Origin of the sequence: Dyadobacter sp. BE31 (assembly GCF_031457695.1) — a bacterium.
In the GTDB taxonomy this organism is placed as follows: Bacteria; Bacteroidota; Bacteroidia; order Cytophagales; family Spirosomataceae; genus Dyadobacter.
On the sequence record NZ_JAVDXA010000002.1, the window covers coordinates 1,366,052 to 1,381,926 of the forward strand.

The following is a 15,875-nucleotide window of genomic DNA, read 5'->3' on the forward strand; positions in this document are numbered from 1 at the left end:
CAATTATATTTTCTTTCCCTGAATACGGTAGGCATTCAAAATGGCGAGCAGTGCAACGCCGACGTCCGCGAAAACGGCTTCCCAGAGCGTGGCAACGCCGCCCGCACCGAGCACCATCACTGCAATTTTAACCCCCATAGCGAGTGAAATGTTCTGGTAAACAACGGATTTTGTGATTTTACCGATCTTCACCGCCGCGGCGATGCGCGATGGCTGGTCGTTCTGAATCACTATATCGGCCGTTTCGATGGTGGCGTCGGAGCCGAGCGCACCCATGGCTATGCCCGCGTCGGCGAGCGCGATCACGGGGGCATCGTTCACGCCGTCGCCCACGAATGCAATGCGTTTGCCCTGATCTTTAAGCTCTTGCACGATTCTCACCTTATCTTCCGGCAGTAATCCACCGTGGCTTTGGGCAATGCCCAGTTCCCCCGCAACCTTGCCTACGACGGCTTCCTTATCGCCCGACAACATGATTGTCGAAATGCCGAGAGTTTTCAATTCAGCAACAGCCGTGGCAGCGTCCTCCTTGATTTCGTCGGCAATCAGGAAATAGCCCGCGTAGCTGTTATCGATCGCAACCACCACGAGTGTTTCCACCAGGGAAGCAAGCTCGGCGGGGTACTTAATCAAATGCTTGTCGAGGAGTTTGGTGTTACCGGCGAGCACGGCTTTGCCATCAACAGTACCTTTGAGGCCGTGTCCCGCAATTTCCTCCACATCGAGGGGCTTGGTCAATGCAGTTGCGTCAGCGGCGGCCACCACCGCTTTGGCGACGGGGTGCGTGGAGTAGCTTTCCAAAGAAGCTGCAATGCGCATAAAATCATCCTTGGCAATGCTTGTCTCTATTTTCTGAACTTTAAAAACACCTTTGGTAAGCGTACCCGTTTTATCCGAAACCACCGTGTCGATTTTAGTGATAACATCCAGAAAATTAGCTCCTTTGACCAAAATTCCATTGCGTGAAGCGAGCCCTATGCCGCCGAAATAGCCCAGCGGAATAGAGATCGTCAATGCACACGGGCAGGCGATCACCAGGAAAACCATGCCGCGGTAGAGCCACTGGTCAAAATTGTAATCGGCCACAAAGAGCGCTGGAATGACGACGATCAGCAATGCGAGTAAAAAGACCGTGGGCGTGTATACGCGCGCGAGACGGCTGATCAGCAGCTGGGTAGGAGCTTTGCGGGCGCTCGCCTCCTGTACCATTTCCAGTATCCGGGAAAGTTTGGAATCTTTGAAAAGTGCTTTCACCTCGATTTCGACCGACTTTTCAATCGAGATCATACCGGCCAGTGCTCGCTGACCTTTTTCGATAATCTGCGGTTTGGGCTCGCCGGTTAATGCAGCGGTGTTGAATATGCCTGATTCAGAGACCATTTCGCCGTCCAGCGCCACTTTTTCACCGGCCTTTACCAATATTTTTTCGCCGATCCGAACTTCGTCGGGCGTGACTTGCAGGGGTTTGTCGTCGCGGAGCACGGTGACGGTGTCCGGGCGGATGTCGAGCAATGCCTTAATAGAGCGTTTGGAGCGGCTTACGGCAATGTCCTGAAAGAGTTCTCCGATTTCGTAAAAAATCATCACAGCAACCCCTTCGCTGAACTCCCCGATATAAAAAGCGCCGAAGGTAGCGATGGTCATGAGGGTGAATTCATTGAAAAAATCGCCCCGGCTTGCTTTTCGGAATGCCAGCGCGACTGTTTTATTTCCGGCCAGCACATACGCCACCAGCATCATAGAGATTTCGGCTACGCGCGGCAGTTCAATTTTTGCTATATAGGTCAAAATGAGAAACACCGCCAGTATCGCCAGGCTGAGCCAGAGCATCCACCGACTTTTGAGAATGCCGGCGTCTCCGTCCGTTCCATGGCTATGGTCGCCGTGGTCGTGGTCATGATCGTGGTCGTGGTCGTGACTATGATCATGCCGATGGTTGTGGGTATGTCCATTATGTTTGCCATGCTCATCGGGTTTCGTTGAGCAGCAATCGTCGTGCGTGTGAGCGGAGGTATTTTCGTCGAGTTTCATAATGCAATCATTCAAATACAAAGACCTGCCTAATGCGGCTAACCCGCCGCAGGATCATTACAAAGGTAGGTCTCAAACCCGTGCAACAGGGTTACAGGTACTGAAAATCAGGTAATTGCAATATTGTTGCGATTGTTTGTGAACTATTGATCAGCCACTTGTGCATTGGAACAGGTTGGGATTTTGAATTGTTATAACAAATTATAACTTTGTACTATGCTGACCAAAATTCGACGGATCGGAAATTCCCAGGGAATTTTGCTTTCCAAAGCCATGCTGGATCAAGTAGATATTGAGGAGTATGTCAATGTCGAGATCAAAGGGAATGCTATCATGATTTTTCCTGCTACCACAAACCCGCGTGATGGATGGGCGGAACAGTTCCGGCTGGCTGCTGAGGACGCTGCGACGAGTGACGTCGAAAATCTGATGGACGATGTCCCAAATGCATTTGACGATTCGGAATGGACATGGTAATCCAAAGATTCGAAATCTATTTCGCGTCACTGGATCCTACTCTGGGCAGTGAAATCAAGAAAACCAGGCCATGTCTTGTCGTTTCCCCTGATGAAATGAATGGCCATCTCAAAACAGTCATCATAGCTCCATTAACGTCTACCATCCGCAACTATCCGACGCGCATCGACTGTTATGTCGATGGACGCGAGGGGCAAATTGCGTTGGATCAAATGCGAGCCATCGATAAAGTAAGATTAACGAAGAAAATAGGGCAACTGGATCCCGCTACGTCACAGCAAGTTTTAAGCGTGCTAAGAAAAATGTTTGCCTGGTAGGGCCTCGTTACTCTGTATCCTGATCATATCTCCCAATTTCCTTAAACTGGCATCGATGGCTGCATTGTAAGGTGCGCCGAAGCTGATGCGGATGTAGTTGCTGAACCGGGCGTCGGTGCTGAAAATCTGGCCGGGGGCAATGCTGATGCTTTCCTGAATGGCGCTTTCAAAGAGCTCGAATGCATTCACACGCTTGTTGAGTTCGATCCATAAGACGTAACCGCCCTGCGGCCTGACGAGCCGGGTGTCCGAAGGGAAATAATCGCTGATCGCCTGCACGTAGCGCAGGCATTGCGTATGAAGGGCTTTACGTAAATGCCTCATATGCAAATCATAACGACCCGTTTCGAAGAAGTTGGCCACGGCTGCCTGCGTGGGTGCGGCGGACGAAACCGTATGCGTGATCTTGCTGCTCAGCACCTTGTCTTTGAATTTCCCCGGAAGGCACCAGCCGACGCGGTAACCCGGTGCCAGCGTTTTGGAAACCGATCCGCAGAGCATAACCAAGCCATTTTTATCGTAGCTTTTGCAAGTGCCCGGTCTGGTTTTGCCGAAATACATTTCGCCATAAATGTCATCCTCGATCAGCGGGATTTGCCGGGGAGCCAGCATTTCGACAAGCTTTTTCTTCCGGTAATCTGGCATGAGCGCACCGGTGGGATTGGAGAAATTGGGCACGAAAAGCACCGCCTTGACGGGGATCGTTTCTAATGCCCTTTCCAGGTATTCCAGGTCCGCTCCTTCATCGGGATGGCACGGGATTTCGAGGATTTTCAGGCCCAGGCTCTTCATAATATTGAATATACCAAAGTAAATCGGGTTCTCGATCGCCACGGTGTCGCCCGGCTCGGTGACGGCTTTGAGGCAGAAAATCAGTGCCTCCATGCAGCCCTGGGTGGTAACGACCTCGTCCTCGCTTACATTTCCTTTCCAGTTGAATGCATACTTGGCGATCTGTTTCCGCAATGCAAGGTTTCCCTGTACCTCGTCATATTGTGTGCAGCTATTCGGACTTTTCCTGAGCGCCTCAATCATCGCCTTGTTCAGCTTGGCTTCGGGAATCAATTCGGCGGCAGGCGCGGCTACCGACAGGCGGACTATCCGCTCGTACGTCATGGTTTTGTACACCGTCCGGATCATTTCATCCACATTCGCCTTTTCGATCAGCGGCCGGGGAGGCGTGTTATGAAGCCTTTCCGGGGTATTAAGGGGCGAAAAACGCACAAAGTAGCCCGATTTCGGTCGAGCTTCGATAATGCCTTTGTTTTCCAGCTCCACATAAGCCTTATACGCCGTACTGAGGCTGATGCCCTGCTCTTTGCTCAGCGCCCGTAATGAAATCAGCTTATCACCAGCTTTCAGAATGCCTTTTTCGATCTGCGCCGCAAGGCGGTCGGCGATTTGTGAATAGAGAAAATCTTCCCGGACAGGTTCCTCAACCATAAATATTGACTTTTTTATCTGTTATGCTTCAAAATAACAAAAGTGAATCTGTTTTATTAAATTTAAGACCGGGAATTTTGTGGCGTTCAATGTAAAACGGCTATGAAAAGCAATCTGACGGCATATTTCGCATTAGCACTGGTGTGTTTCTTTTGGGGTACCACCTACCTGGCCGCGCGTATCGGGGTGACGGGCTTTCCGGCCCTCTTCTTTATGGGTTTCCGGAATTTGGTGGCGGGCGCGTTACTGCTGTTATTTCTGGTGCTCAGGAACAGATCGTTCCGCTGGACCTGGGCGGATATCCGGTTGCAGCTCGTTCCCGGTTTTTGTATGCTAACCTTCGGTACGGGGCTGGTGGGCTGGTGTGTACAGTTTATTCCCAGTGGTTTGGCGGCGCTACTTTATGCGACGGTTCCGATTTTTACGATCTTGATCAACATGCTGGCACGAAGAGAGGAGCGTATCAATGCCCATGTAGCAACGGGTATGATGCTGGGACTGGCAGGCGTGATGCTGGTTTTCAGGGATAACCTCGACTACCTGACCAACCGGAGCTCATTCCTGGGGATATGCGTTACGCTGGCGTCATGCGTGTCGTGGTGTTTGGGAGGGTTGTATACCAAGAGTTTTCCGGGAAAAACAGATTCGTTTTTCAATGCTGCGATCCAGATGATAGCCGGTGGGGTGGGATTGCTGACGCTGAGTGCATTCAACGACGACTGGACAAATCTGCCCGCGATGCGGCCGCAATCCATTATGGCATTGGTATACCTGATTTTCTTCGGCTCCATTCTCGCTTATGCTTCGTATCTGTTTGCCATGTCCAGACTGCCCGCAGGATTGGTGTCGATTTATGCGTACATTAATCCGCTGGTAGCTTTGGTATTAGGCTTTTTAATATTGGATGAAAAGATCACCTGGCTTACTGCCCTGGCCTTCACGGTGACGCTGAGTGGGGTTTTCCTGGTCAACCGGGGGTATCAGCTCCAAAAGCGAAAAAACACATTAACCTTGATAAACAGTCATGAATAGCGACATATTCATCACCTTGTTCAGCCGGGATCTCAAAAAACTCCGGAAAGAAATTGAACAATACCATTCGGAAGCCGCATTGTGGGTAAAACTGCCGGGGACGATCAACCCGGGTGGAAATCTCTGCCAGCACCTGATCGGCAACTTACGTACCTACGTGGGCCTTACGCTGGGCGGGTACCCCTACGTGCGCGACCGCGAGGCGGAATTCAATCAAAAGACACTTACCCAAATGCAAATGCTTTCGGAACTCGATCGGCTTCATGAAATCGTCGTCGGTACGCTGGGTACGCTGGATGAACAAAGGATGGACGAGGAGTATCCTCATGATGTGGTAAACCTCTTTCCGGAACAGTCTGTGCGCCTTGTTCTTACGCATTTGCTGGCGCACCTTTCCTGGCATTTGGGACACATTAACTACCACCGCCGCTGGATCACGCAAGTACAGGCGGCACAACAATAAGCCATATGCATTTGACAGAACAAGCAGCTCAATCCTTTGCAGTGCAATGGATTGATGCCTGGAATCGCCATGACCTTCCCGCCATCATGGCGCTGTATTCCGACAACATCCGGTTTTATTCTCCCTACATCATCAAGTTGGGCATGAATGACCAGGGAGTAATTTCGAGAAAGGATGAACTGGAAAAGTATTTCGGGAAAGCCCTCGGCGTTTACACGGATCTGCATTTTGAGCTACGTGAGGTACTTACGGGCGCGGATTCGGTGATTTTATACTACAAAAGCGTCAGCGACAGGATGGCCGCCGAGATGATGGAACTCGATGAGTCCGGCAGAATCAGTTTGGTGAAGGCGCATTATCATGGATAGTTTATGTTAGAATTGTTTGAAAATGAATTGAATAACCTGAAACCAATATTGGATGAGGTTACCAGTGCCAGTCTGGATTTTCTGGAAAATATCGCCGAAAAGCCCACCTATATTGACGATCAGACGGTGACTGCTGCTGATCTTTTGGATGCAGGCATCGGTGCCGCGGGCAGTCTGGAAGTTTTTAGAAAGCACTATGAAAAACTGATGGTTGCCAGTCCGGGGCCCCGGTACTGGGGGTTTGTAACGGGAGGGGCAACCCCGGCTGCTATTGCGGGTGACTGGCTTACAGCTGTTTATGATCAAAATACGCAAAGTACACAAGGCGCCGGGGACGTTTCGGCGATTCTTGAAAAGGAGACGATCCGGCTGTTATGTCAGCTACTGCATTTGCCGGAGGATTTCAACGGCGGTTTTGTGACAGGCGCTACCATGTCCAATTTCACAGGATTGGCCGTTGCGAGACAATGGGCCGGTGAGCGATCGGGTCGTGATGTTTCGCGAGAGGGCGTATCTGGTGACCTCGTGGTAATGGCGGCCACGCCGCATTCGTCGGTGGTCAAATCGCTGGGTATGCTGGGCATCGGCAGTAATAATGTGGTGCGTATTCAGGTGTCGGAGGGCCGTGAGGCCATGGATCTGGCGGATTTTGAACAAAAACTTATCGAGCATCAGTATCGGCCCATTATCGTCAATTGCAGCGCCGGAACTGTTAATACCGTGGATTTCGACGACATCAAGGCCATTGTAGCATTGAAACAAAAGTATCCCTTCTGGCTGCATATTGACGCCGCATTCGGAGGGTTTGCCGCTTGTCTGCCAGCCCAGGAGCATTTACTGGCGGGATGGGAGCAGGCTGACAGCATTACCATCGACTGCCATAAATGGTTGAACGTGCCTTATGACAGTGCGGTCTCACTGGTTAGAAAAGAGCATAGCCGCCTGCAAGTGAGTACATTTCAGAACTCAAATGCCCCGTACCTGGGTGATCCGTCGGAGAATTTTTCCTACCTCAACTTCCTTCCCGAAAACTCGCGCCGGTTCCGGGCATTGCCTGCATGGTTCAGTCTCACCGCCTACGGACGGAACGGGTTTGAGTGGATCGTGCAGAACAGCATTGCCCGCGCGCAGGCGTTTGGTACTTACATTCAATCCAGCGAATACTTTGAATTGCTGGCGCCTGTCAGGTTGAACGTGGTTTGTTTTCGCCTGAAATCCGGCCGCGAAAGGATGCCCGTTTTCCTGGACCGATTGAATCGCCGCGGAAAAGTTTTCATGACCCCTACTTTGTTATCGGGTGAACCGGCAATACGAGCTGCGTTTGTGAATTACCGAACGGCGGAAGAGGACATTTTGATAGCCATTCGTGAAATGGAAGAAGTAATGCGGATACTGTGAAATTCGTTAATAAAGCTGTACATTGATTCACGTACAGCTTTATTCAAATTACACATGCTGCGTTTTTTACCCACGGCCGCCATTGCGCTCGTCGGCTTGCTGATGTTCGGTTGCAAGTCGGGACGTTCTGTGCTGGTAGTCAGGGATCTCCCTAATTATGATACCCGGTCGTCCGACCACCTTTTGTTTCTGAATTTTCGTATTTCCGGCAAGCCCGGAGGAAATGAGCACGTTGAACTGGCGAGCGCCAGTGTGGCCAACGGGCGCATGAAAAATCTTGCATATCCCGTCCATTTTCCGGTTCAAATCAAGGCTATCCCCAGGTATTCCACCAGTGCATTGGAGCGGGAAATGGTGTTTGAGCACCCGCTGCACAGATCTGTGGAAGTGAGTGACCCGTCGGGTCACATGCGGCGCGAAGAAATGCGGGCTAATGAAGGTACGCTCATGATCCGCATGCCGCTGGATTCGGGGCTCAACCGTTTGGAACTTTTCAGTGTCACACCCGAAAAAGGTTCTGTGAAAATCTATACGCTCAGTTTCAACTAGCCATGAAAAGAATTTTTACCACATTGTATGCCATTTGCGTTGCTGCCGCCAGTTTCGGTCAGGTATACCAGGTAGATACCCTGTACAAAACCGGGCCGTTGGATAACCGGATCAATGTTGTGATTCTTGGAGACGGTTTTACACAGCAGGAGCTTCCCAAATTCGCGACGGAAGCCAAAAACTTTGCTGACTTCTTCCTGGGCTATGATCCTTATCTGCATTATCGCAACTATTTCAACTTTTTCGCCATACGTACGCCATCCGTAGAAAGCGGCGTGACAAACCCGGGTACGGCTCCCGATGCTTATAAAGACCAGCCGGTTGGTGTAAAAAACACATTTTTCGGCTCCACGTTCGGTAGTTCCATCCACCGGTTGGTGACAATCTCGAAATATGATGTGCTCTATGCGCTGCTTGCCAACCAGTTTCCGATGTATGATTTGGTAGTAGTGCTGGTTAATACTCCTTTTTACGGAGGCTCGGGCGGGAGCATATCCGTGCACACGCTTCATACGCAGGCGAATACGATCGGCGTCCATGAAATCGGCCATACTTTTTCGCATCTCAACGACGAATATTGGGCAGGCCCGGGCTACGGATGGGAGGCCCCGAATATGACGAAGGAAAGCAACCCGGCCCTTGTGAAATGGAAGAACTGGCTGAATCAAGCCGGGATAGGTATTTACAAGCATGGGGAAACCGGGGATGCTGCGCTTTGGCATAAACCTGCAAACGGAACCTGCCTGATGGAGTATTTAAATCAGGAATTCTGTGCTGTTTGTAGGGAAGCAACAGTAGAAACACTGCTGAAACAGGTTAACCCCGTGGAAAACGCGGAACCCACGCCCGGAAGTACAGTGACAGTCAATGACGCGCAAACCTTTAAAGTGGGCCTTCTTGCACCGAGTCCCAACACATTACAGGTACAATGGACTGTAAATGGCGAACTACTCTCTGCCACAGGTTCACAGCTCACGCTCACACCCGAGCAGGCGCCCGACGGTGCTGTTGTGGCAGCGTCTGTTTTCGACACAACGGCTGCCAGCCGGTATGACGGCGCCAGAGCCGATCGTACGCGAAAGTTGGAATGGACCCTTAAATCTAATACTCCGAATGTGTTCCGGGCAAAGGCTTCAAAAGATACGATCTGCATCGGGGAGGAAGTTACGCTCACAGCCTACGGTTGCCAGGGCACATTAAGCTGGACAGGCGGGGTGACCGGAAGATCCATAAAAGTAAAGCCCGAACAGACAACCACCTATTCTGCTTTCTGCAAAGTAGAAGGAGCGCCCACTCAGACGGTCGAGCTTCCAGTTCACGTCATGCCGCTGCCGGCCGCGGCGGCGGTAAATGGTGGGCCCTATGTGGTGGGTGGTACCATAGAGCTTACGGCAACGGGGGGCATTCGTTACCTTTGGAATGGACCAAAATCGTTTGCATCTACGCTTTCGCATGTTTTTCTGCACGATGCTGCGCTGGATAATGCCGGTATCTATGAAGTGACGGTAACAGATGCATACGGATGTTCCAAAACGGCACAGACAGATGTGAAGATCGACCCGATCCTGTCGGTACCAACCGTGCCGGAGGCTGTCGTTACCGTTTCACCGAACCCCGCACGGGATTTTCTTTCTGTTGAAACCCGGTTTGGCGGCAAATCAATGATCAAACTCTACGATCAGGCCGGCCGGGAAATGCTCTCGAAATCTTTTGAGAAGAAAACGAATATTAAACTGAATATGGCTGCGGGGGTATACCCGTACCGGTTTTCAAATGGAGGTAGAGAGGTTTCGGGGAAAGTGGCTGTGCAATGAAGGCTGATGCTTTCGATTGATTATTAGTAACACACTATAAATACAGTTTATGAAAAGATTATTTCTGTTGCTTGGGCTGCTATGCCCGGCCTTCTGCGCTTTTTCCCAGCATTATCAGGTTGACACACTCTACAAAACAGGACCACGGGGCAACCGCATTAATGTAGTCATTCTGGGTGACGGGTTTACGGAGGCGGAAATGCCCAAATTTACTGCCGAGGCCAGAAAATTTACCGATTTTCTTCGCGAGTGTGAGCCATTTGTTCGCTATCGAGACTACTTTAATTTTTTTGCCATTCAAACTCCGTCGCACGAAAGCGGGATCACAAATCCTGGCACGGCGGTGGATGCAGTTCCCGGGCAGCCTGTTGAAACCAAAAATACATTTTTTGGGGTGTCTTTTGGCTCATACGTGCAGCGGCTGATGACAATCACAAATTTGGATGTCTATCGTGCATTGCTTGAAAGCCATCTTCCCGAACAGAACCTTGTGATCATGCTGGCCAACAGTTCGTACTTCGGTGGTTCGGGCGGAAGTGCGGCGATATTTACATTGCACGGAATACCGAATGAAACCGGCAGGCACGAGGTAGGGCATACCTTCGCAAACCTTGCCGATGAAAGCTGGAATGATGCCGTATTTGGGAGGGAAGCGCCCAATATGACTTCTCAGGAAATGCCGGGACCGGTTAAATGGCGGAACTGGCTTAACTATCCCCCGATTTCCATTTATCAATATGGTAGTGATGAAGCCTCGCATTGGTGCCGGCCTACGTCTGGCGAATGCTCTATGGCCTATCTCGGTAAGCCATTTTGCGCCGTCTGTACAGAAGCCATTGTCGAGCGGATTTTTAGTCTGGTAAATCCCATAGACCGGTTTACGCCTGGCAATGCAAATGCGATCAACCTGGATGCGGGCGCCACTTTCAAACTCGATTTGGTCAGGCCGGAGCCCAACAGTCTCCAAACCGAATGGCGTCTCAATGGCATGTTGATCGCAGACAATGCCGACCATGTCGTTTTGAAGCCGGACGAGGTTACGGACTGGTCAACACTTACGGTGACTGTTTTTGACTCTACCGCACTAAGTCGAAATGACAATGCACGCCAATTGCGGACGAAAACGATTAGTTGGTCGCTGCGGTCGTCTCTTCCGCCGGCATTGAAAGTCGCGACACCGAAAGCGGTGACTTGTGCCGGCGATACCATCAAACTTACCGCTTTTGGCTGTCCGGGCAAGGTAAGCTGGGCGGATGGGACAGTGGGTAATTCATTGACCGTGGCTCCTGCTCAAACGAATACATATTCCGCGTCCTGCGAATTTGCCAGAAGTCCATCCATGCGGGCAGAAGCGACAGTAACGGTACTGCCGCTGCCGAATGCGACGGTCGACAATGGCGGTCCGTACACGGTTGGCGCAACAGTTGAACTTCATGCATCCGGAGGAGTGAAATATGAGTGGGCAGGACCAAGGCTTTTTCATGCTGATGCGCCAGACGCTACGTTTCGGAATGTGGCGCTTAACCAGGCAGGTACATATCGGGTAAAAGTCACGGACGATAAGGGATGCTCGAAAACTTTGGATACGGTGGTTCAGGTCGACCCCATTCTGTCTGTACCGGCCGATCCGAAACAATGGATCACAGTTTCGCCCAACCCGGCAAAAGATAGGGTAGCGGTAGAAACAATATTACCCGGGGAATCGCTTTTTACACTATTCGATCAATCGGGCGGGAAGTTGCTCAGCCGTTTGTTTAAGCAGCAAATGGAAATCCGGCTGGAAGGCGCTGCGGGACTTTACATTTATAAGTTTACCAATGGTAAGCGGCAAGTAACTGGGAAGATCTTCAAGCAGTAATGCAATGCAACAAAAAAAGTCTCCTTCTCAGGAGACTTTCTCTTTTTATACCAGTGCCGATTTCGGCTTGCGGCCTACTTTCGTCCGGTTGCGTATCTTATCGGGGCGGGGACGGATTTCTTTGTCCTGGAAATACAGCTTTAAGGATTCGATGATGATGTCCTTTTGCGTGAGACCTTCCCAGTAGCCGTAATCCTTCATATTTTCCATCAGCACAAAATCACAATCGAAGGTCACTTTGGTAGGGGCCCCGTCAATGACTTCGGCCGTGGATGCCGGGGTGATTGTTACTGTGGGCTCTTCCTGTACTTCGGGTAGCGGTAGTGGCGCAAAATCAAACTTCCTTTCCTTTGCCATACGTGTCAGTTATTTATTCGTTCCAGTATTTCTTTGGTTAACTTATAATAGTCTTCGGCTCCGTTGCTGGTGGGTGCGTAATCAAAGATCGTCGTTCCGTTGGCCTGCGCTTCCGACAATGCGATGTTATCGCGGATGTACGCTTCCATGAAAACTTCGCCCAGTTGCTCCCGCGTTGCCATGATCAACTCGTGGCTGATCTTCTTCCTGATCTTCGGGTTGTAGCGCGTTGCAAACACGCCGCCGAGGTTGGTGCTTGGGCTGATCTTCTTAATCTCCGCCGAGTACACCAGAAAGTTGCGCAAACCCTCGTAGCTCAAAAACTCTGCCTGCAACGGTACATAATACTGGTGGCAGGAAACCAATGCCAGCCTCGTATTTCCGTAGAGGGCAGGAGGGCAGTCGATGATCACAAAGTCGTAACGGTCCTTTACTTTTTCCAATGCAATTTTCAGGTTGAAAGGAAAAACGGGCGCCGACTTGATCGTGTCTTCCCGGTGGATCATCTCGGCTGATCCGGGTAAAACATCAATGTCTCCAACTCGCTTGACGATCTCATCAAATTCGTATTCGCCGGTGATGAACGAGCCGCTGTCTTTTTTAAGACCGGCATGCTGAATGCCGAAACTCTTGGTAAGACTGGCTTGCGCATCCAGGTCAATTACCAGCACTCTTGCATTGGCAAATTTGCTGAGACCGGCAGCAATACTCTGGGCAGATGTAGTCTTTCCCACACCACCTTTGTTGTTGACAATACTGATGATTTTCATTTAAAAGTATTATAAGTATAAAAAGTTAATAGTTTATTTCACGTCCGATACGTAAATAAACGTAAAATATTTTTATCCCTATTCCTTATAAATAAAAAGTCGTAAAAGTTTTTGTCGTGGTAAATGTATCAATCATTTTAAATGAATAAAAAGTATTAAAAGAATTTTTTTGTAATTATTTTATAATAGTTTGATAATAAGAATGCTATAAAATGCCGTCACCCTGAGCGGAGCCGGCGCATAATGCGAGATTACCATCGCATTTGACCTTCGACCTCACTCAGGGTGACGATAAAATCCCTAAAAAAACTTTTACACCGCCGGATTAGGTGCATTTGCAGGTGCTACTGCCGCCAATTTCGCCGCTACATATTTATGAATACGGTACATCAGCAATGCCGTAACGATTACCGCGAACACAACCACATCGCCCAGCAGCGGGTAGTTTTCAATGAAGCCGGTACTCGTTTCCGAGACAATAAACCCGGCGAGCAATGAAGCGAGGCCGCCGGCGATTTGCTGGATCGACGAGTTGATGCCCATGTAAGCGCCGCGGTCCTGCGGGTCGGGAACTGCCGTCATAAGCGCCGAGGCGGAGATCATCCGGCCGGTAATTCCGATGAAGAGCAGGACGTTTAAACCGATGATAATCCAGAGAGGCGTCACGCTGAGATTACAATAAATGAGGGTCATGATGCAGGTCACTGTCGAGCCCATCAGGAACACCTTGTACTTGCCGGCTTTGTCGCTCAGCTTCCCGATCATCGGGCTAAACACGAGCATTGAAATGCCGGTCACCATATACAATGTTGGGAGCGATCCTTCGGCGATGCCCAGGTTGTGCACGCCGAAAGCAGTACCGAATGGCATAAGCATAAATCCGCCGGTGGCAAGCAGCGCTGTGGCCGCGAAGCCTTGGAGGTAGTCGGGACGGGCCAGGGTTTTGGCCAGGTGCTGAAATGCGTTACCCTTCTGCGGGTTCTTCAAGTGCGCGTCGATGGGCTTCATCCGGGTAACGATGAGAATGCCGACGATCAGCCCGAGCCCTACGATCATCAGGAACGGTGCATGCCAGCTGAATTGGTTGGCCAGGTAAAGTCCGATCGGAATGCCCAAAACCTGGCTGCTCGCGAAAGCCATTTGTACAAATCCCATCACCCGTCCGCGGACATTGATCGCGAACAGATCGGTGATAATGGCAAAACTAATGGAGCCGATCACACCGCCGAAAATGCCTGTGAATATGCGCGCCGCCAGCAATAAATGGTAGGTAGGCGCGATCCCGCAAAAGAACGTGCCGACCAGGAAGCCGACATAAAAGAAAAGCAGCAGCTTTTTCCGGTCGAATTTGTCGGCGAAACCGGCGGTAAGCAAACCCGAAGCGCCCGCGCTGAATGCGTAGGCGGACACGACCAGACCGAACTGGCTGGTGGTGATGGATAATTTGTCGAGCAGGATGTAGCCCAATGGTGATAGCACCATGAAATCGAGTACAACTGTAAACTGCAAAGTGGCTAAAAGGGCTATGATGAACTTTTCATAGCCGGTAAACGTGGGTTTGGTTTCGGACATAGAGTTTGAATTTGTAAATTTTAGTCTGTTAATTCTTCGCATGCGTAGCCTGCGCGCGTCACCAGCTCGATCACGCGCCCGCATTGCCCGTGTGTGGCCTCGATGCGCAACACTTTGTCGATATCGGCCAGGTCGACGTTCCATTTCAGGATATCGGGGCAATTGTCGAGCGTCGGGGCAATCGATTTGACTTGTCTGAGGTTATTGATGTTGGTCTTGAAAACCAGCACAAACGCTTCGGTGATACTGTGATCGTTCATGGCAAACAAAATAGGATGCGGACCGGTTTCAGCTTTTCATTAAGGTTTTAGAGCTTTTAATACCAATCCGAGTGTCAGGTTGATTTTCTCTTCATCGAATACAAATGGAGGGCGTCCGGGCATGCTTTTGCCCGCGATATGGAACTTGACGAGCTGGTAGAGCGGGGCAAAGGCTATCGACCAGTATATTTCTACCGGCAGTGGCATAATTTCCTTCCGGTCGATCGCATTGTGTACAAATCGCTGCATTGCCTGCAAAAAACGCGTATCAACGGTCGAACGATCAACTAGTGGCGAATGCTTCACCTGCTCCATAAACGTCATACTGTACGGATTTTTGAGGCAATAGGTCATGCGATTTATCCATTGCCGCTTCAATCCCTCATCAAAATGCGCATCCGGGTCGAAGTTCAGCAATGTTGCCTCCGTCATTTTACGCGATTCATCGGTGTAAACCTGCTGTATAAGATCCTCGCGGTCCTTGAAATAAATGTAAATCGTAGCGACCGATACCCCCGCTGCCTTGGCGAGTTTGTGCATACTTAACCCGTCGAAGCCATGGTTGACGATTAGTTCAATAGCCTTCTCGCGGATTAGTGCTTCCTTGTTAGCGTCCCTGATTCTCAATGGTCATATTGTTTTTCATGGCGTAAATATAAATGAACGTTCGTTTATTTATAAATCTTTTAGACTAAATATTTGGCTATTGAATTGATTAATAAGTTACTATTTGACGCAAATGGTGCTCCATATGGTCGACGTAATCGTCAAAATACCATTTGAGGGTGTGCTTTTGACCGTCTCTTCCCACGCCGTTTCGGGAGAGGTTTTGAGTGGGGATAACTTTGGCAATCGCAGCCAAATGCAGGTTGTAATACTTCCAGGTGGCGATGACCTGTTCCGTTTCCATCAGATTATACCGACTCAATCCGACCCAATCATTTTGGTTATAGAAAATCACCGGCTCATCCTCCGACTGAATCCGGATAAATCGCTGATGGTTATTGGCCGCGCTATCGATCAAATGCCCCAGGATTTCTTTTTTGCTCCATTTTTCGGGCGCGGGCTTACTTTCGAATTCACCGGCTGGAATGGCCTGGATGAGCGCTGGAATATGATCGCAGAGCCAGTTTAAACGGTCGATAGCAGCATTAATATTCATGGTT

17 protein-coding genes are annotated in these 15,875 nt (G+C 50.2%); 9 read left to right on the top strand and 8 right to left on the bottom strand.

The genetic code is table 11. The annotated features are described in order from the left end of the window. Positions 1-3: 3 nt before the first annotated feature. The gene (locus tag J2Y43_RS14360; RefSeq protein WP_309983712.1) at positions 4-2,031 is read right to left on the bottom strand and encodes a heavy metal translocating P-type ATPase; all 2,028 of its coding nucleotides are present in this window, start codon (positions 2,029-2,031) and stop codon (positions 4-6) included. A gap of 216 nt (positions 2,032-2,247) precedes the next feature. On the opposite strand from J2Y43_RS14360, the gene J2Y43_RS14365 reads away from it, so the two are divergent. Beyond that, complete coding sequence (locus J2Y43_RS14365; protein ID WP_309983713.1) at positions 2,248-2,508, top strand: hypothetical protein; 261 nt, start codon at positions 2,248-2,250, stop codon at positions 2,506-2,508. Next, a complete protein-coding gene (locus J2Y43_RS14370) occupies positions 2,502-2,825 on the top strand; it encodes a type II toxin-antitoxin system PemK/MazF family toxin (RefSeq protein WP_309983715.1) in 324 nt (107 codons plus the stop codon). The genes J2Y43_RS14365 and J2Y43_RS14370 overlap by 7 nt, the downstream gene beginning before the upstream one ends. Here the strand turns inward: J2Y43_RS14370 and J2Y43_RS14375 are convergent. Then, positions 2,802-4,268, bottom strand: coding sequence for a PLP-dependent aminotransferase family protein (locus J2Y43_RS14375; RefSeq protein ID WP_309983716.1), 1,467 nt, complete (start codon positions 4,266-4,268; stop codon positions 2,802-2,804). The genes J2Y43_RS14370 and J2Y43_RS14375 overlap by 24 nt on opposite strands. 102 nt (positions 4,269-4,370) lie before the next feature. Between J2Y43_RS14375 and J2Y43_RS14380 the strand changes: the two genes are divergently transcribed. From J2Y43_RS14380 to J2Y43_RS14410, 7 genes are read left to right on the top strand one after another with little or no spacing between them, the layout of a single operon-like run. Next, positions 4,371-5,300: an EamA family transporter gene (locus tag J2Y43_RS14380; protein WP_309983718.1), complete on the top strand. Its 930-nt coding sequence runs from the start codon at positions 4,371-4,373 to the stop codon at positions 5,298-5,300. Beyond that, positions 5,293-5,763, top strand: a complete 471-nt coding sequence (locus tag J2Y43_RS14385; RefSeq protein ID WP_309983720.1) for a DUF1572 family protein — start codon at positions 5,293-5,295, stop codon at positions 5,761-5,763. The genes J2Y43_RS14380 and J2Y43_RS14385 overlap by 8 nt, the downstream gene beginning before the upstream one ends. Positions 5,764-5,768: 5 nt before the next feature. Then, on the top strand, positions 5,769-6,131 hold the full coding sequence (locus tag J2Y43_RS14390; protein ID WP_309983722.1) for a nuclear transport factor 2 family protein: 363 nt from the start codon (positions 5,769-5,771) through the stop codon (positions 6,129-6,131). Between the two features lie 3 nt (positions 6,132-6,134). Then, positions 6,135-7,529 carry a pyridoxal-dependent decarboxylase gene (locus J2Y43_RS14395; protein ID WP_309983724.1) on the top strand — a complete coding sequence of 465 codons (1,395 nt, stop codon included), beginning with the start codon at positions 6,135-6,137 and terminating at the stop codon, positions 7,527-7,529. A 54-nt stretch (positions 7,530-7,583) separates the two neighbouring features. Further along, complete coding sequence (locus tag J2Y43_RS14400) at positions 7,584-8,078, top strand: hypothetical protein (RefSeq protein ID WP_309983726.1); 495 nt, start codon at positions 7,584-7,586, stop codon at positions 8,076-8,078. Positions 8,079-8,080: 2 nt separating this feature from the next. Further along, positions 8,081-9,892: a M64 family metallopeptidase gene (locus J2Y43_RS14405; protein ID WP_309983728.1), complete on the top strand. Its 1,812-nt coding sequence runs from the start codon at positions 8,081-8,083 to the stop codon at positions 9,890-9,892. Between the two features lie 49 nt (positions 9,893-9,941). After that, positions 9,942-11,750, top strand: coding sequence for a M64 family metallopeptidase (locus J2Y43_RS14410; protein ID WP_309983730.1), 1,809 nt, complete (start codon positions 9,942-9,944; stop codon positions 11,748-11,750). Positions 11,751-11,795: 45 nt separating this feature from the next. Here J2Y43_RS14410 and J2Y43_RS14415 read toward each other — a convergent pair whose 3' ends face one another. The 6 genes from J2Y43_RS14415 to J2Y43_RS14440 form a co-directional block, all read right to left on the bottom strand. Next, positions 11,796-12,107, bottom strand: a complete 312-nt coding sequence (locus J2Y43_RS14415; RefSeq protein ID WP_309983732.1) for a hypothetical protein — start codon at positions 12,105-12,107, stop codon at positions 11,796-11,798. Between the two features lie 5 nt (positions 12,108-12,112). Then, positions 12,113-12,877 carry a ParA family protein gene (locus J2Y43_RS14420; protein ID WP_223408986.1) on the bottom strand — a complete coding sequence of 255 codons (765 nt, stop codon included), beginning with the start codon at positions 12,875-12,877 and terminating at the stop codon, positions 12,113-12,115. A 312-nt stretch (positions 12,878-13,189) separates the two neighbouring features. Continuing rightward, positions 13,190-14,449 (bottom strand): MFS transporter, encoded by a 1,260-nt coding sequence (locus J2Y43_RS14425; protein ID WP_309983735.1) that lies wholly within the window; start codon positions 14,447-14,449, stop codon positions 13,190-13,192. A 20-nt stretch (positions 14,450-14,469) separates the two neighbouring features. Continuing rightward, the gene (locus J2Y43_RS14430) at positions 14,470-14,709 is read right to left on the bottom strand and encodes a hypothetical protein (RefSeq protein ID WP_309983737.1); all 240 of its coding nucleotides are present in this window, start codon (positions 14,707-14,709) and stop codon (positions 14,470-14,472) included. Positions 14,710-14,748: 39 nt separating this feature from the next. Continuing rightward, complete coding sequence (locus J2Y43_RS14435) at positions 14,749-15,336, bottom strand: TetR/AcrR family transcriptional regulator (protein ID WP_309983739.1); 588 nt, start codon at positions 15,334-15,336, stop codon at positions 14,749-14,751. A gap of 88 nt (positions 15,337-15,424) precedes the next feature. Then, positions 15,425-15,871, bottom strand: coding sequence for a DinB family protein (locus J2Y43_RS14440; RefSeq protein WP_309983741.1), 447 nt, complete (start codon positions 15,869-15,871; stop codon positions 15,425-15,427). Positions 15,872-15,875: the final 4 nt, after the last annotated feature.

Excerpts from the sequence above, each read along its gene's own strand:
- J2Y43_RS14360 (WP_309983712.1), bottom strand. The coding sequence starts at position 2,031 with ATGAAACTCGACGAAAATACCTCCGCTCACACGCACGACGATTGCTGC.
- J2Y43_RS14365 (WP_309983713.1), top strand. The coding sequence starts at position 2,248 with ATGCTGACCAAAATTCGACGGATCGGAAATTCCCAGGGAATTTTGCTT.
- J2Y43_RS14370 (WP_309983715.1), top strand. The coding sequence starts at position 2,502 with ATGGTAATCCAAAGATTCGAAATCTATTTCGCGTCACTGGATCCTACT.
- J2Y43_RS14375 (WP_309983716.1), bottom strand. The coding sequence starts at position 4,268 with ATGGTTGAGGAACCTGTCCGGGAAGATTTTCTCTATTCACAAATCGCC.
- J2Y43_RS14380 (WP_309983718.1), top strand. The coding sequence starts at position 4,371 with ATGAAAAGCAATCTGACGGCATATTTCGCATTAGCACTGGTGTGTTTC.
- J2Y43_RS14385 (WP_309983720.1), top strand. The coding sequence starts at position 5,293 with ATGAATAGCGACATATTCATCACCTTGTTCAGCCGGGATCTCAAAAAA.
- J2Y43_RS14390 (WP_309983722.1), top strand. The coding sequence starts at position 5,769 with ATGCATTTGACAGAACAAGCAGCTCAATCCTTTGCAGTGCAATGGATT.
- J2Y43_RS14395 (WP_309983724.1), top strand. The coding sequence starts at position 6,135 with ATGTTAGAATTGTTTGAAAATGAATTGAATAACCTGAAACCAATATTG.
- J2Y43_RS14400 (WP_309983726.1), top strand. The coding sequence starts at position 7,584 with ATGCTGCGTTTTTTACCCACGGCCGCCATTGCGCTCGTCGGCTTGCTG.
- J2Y43_RS14405 (WP_309983728.1), top strand. The coding sequence starts at position 8,081 with ATGAAAAGAATTTTTACCACATTGTATGCCATTTGCGTTGCTGCCGCC.
- J2Y43_RS14410 (WP_309983730.1), top strand. The coding sequence starts at position 9,942 with ATGAAAAGATTATTTCTGTTGCTTGGGCTGCTATGCCCGGCCTTCTGC.
- J2Y43_RS14415 (WP_309983732.1), bottom strand. The coding sequence starts at position 12,107 with ATGGCAAAGGAAAGGAAGTTTGATTTTGCGCCACTACCGCTACCCGAA.
- J2Y43_RS14420 (WP_223408986.1), bottom strand. The coding sequence starts at position 12,877 with ATGAAAATCATCAGTATTGTCAACAACAAAGGTGGTGTGGGAAAGACT.
- J2Y43_RS14425 (WP_309983735.1), bottom strand. The coding sequence starts at position 14,449 with ATGTCCGAAACCAAACCCACGTTTACCGGCTATGAAAAGTTCATCATA.
- J2Y43_RS14430 (WP_309983737.1), bottom strand. The coding sequence starts at position 14,709 with ATGAACGATCACAGTATCACCGAAGCGTTTGTGCTGGTTTTCAAGACC.
- J2Y43_RS14440 (WP_309983741.1), bottom strand. The coding sequence starts at position 15,871 with ATGAATATTAATGCTGCTATCGACCGTTTAAACTGGCTCTGCGATCAT.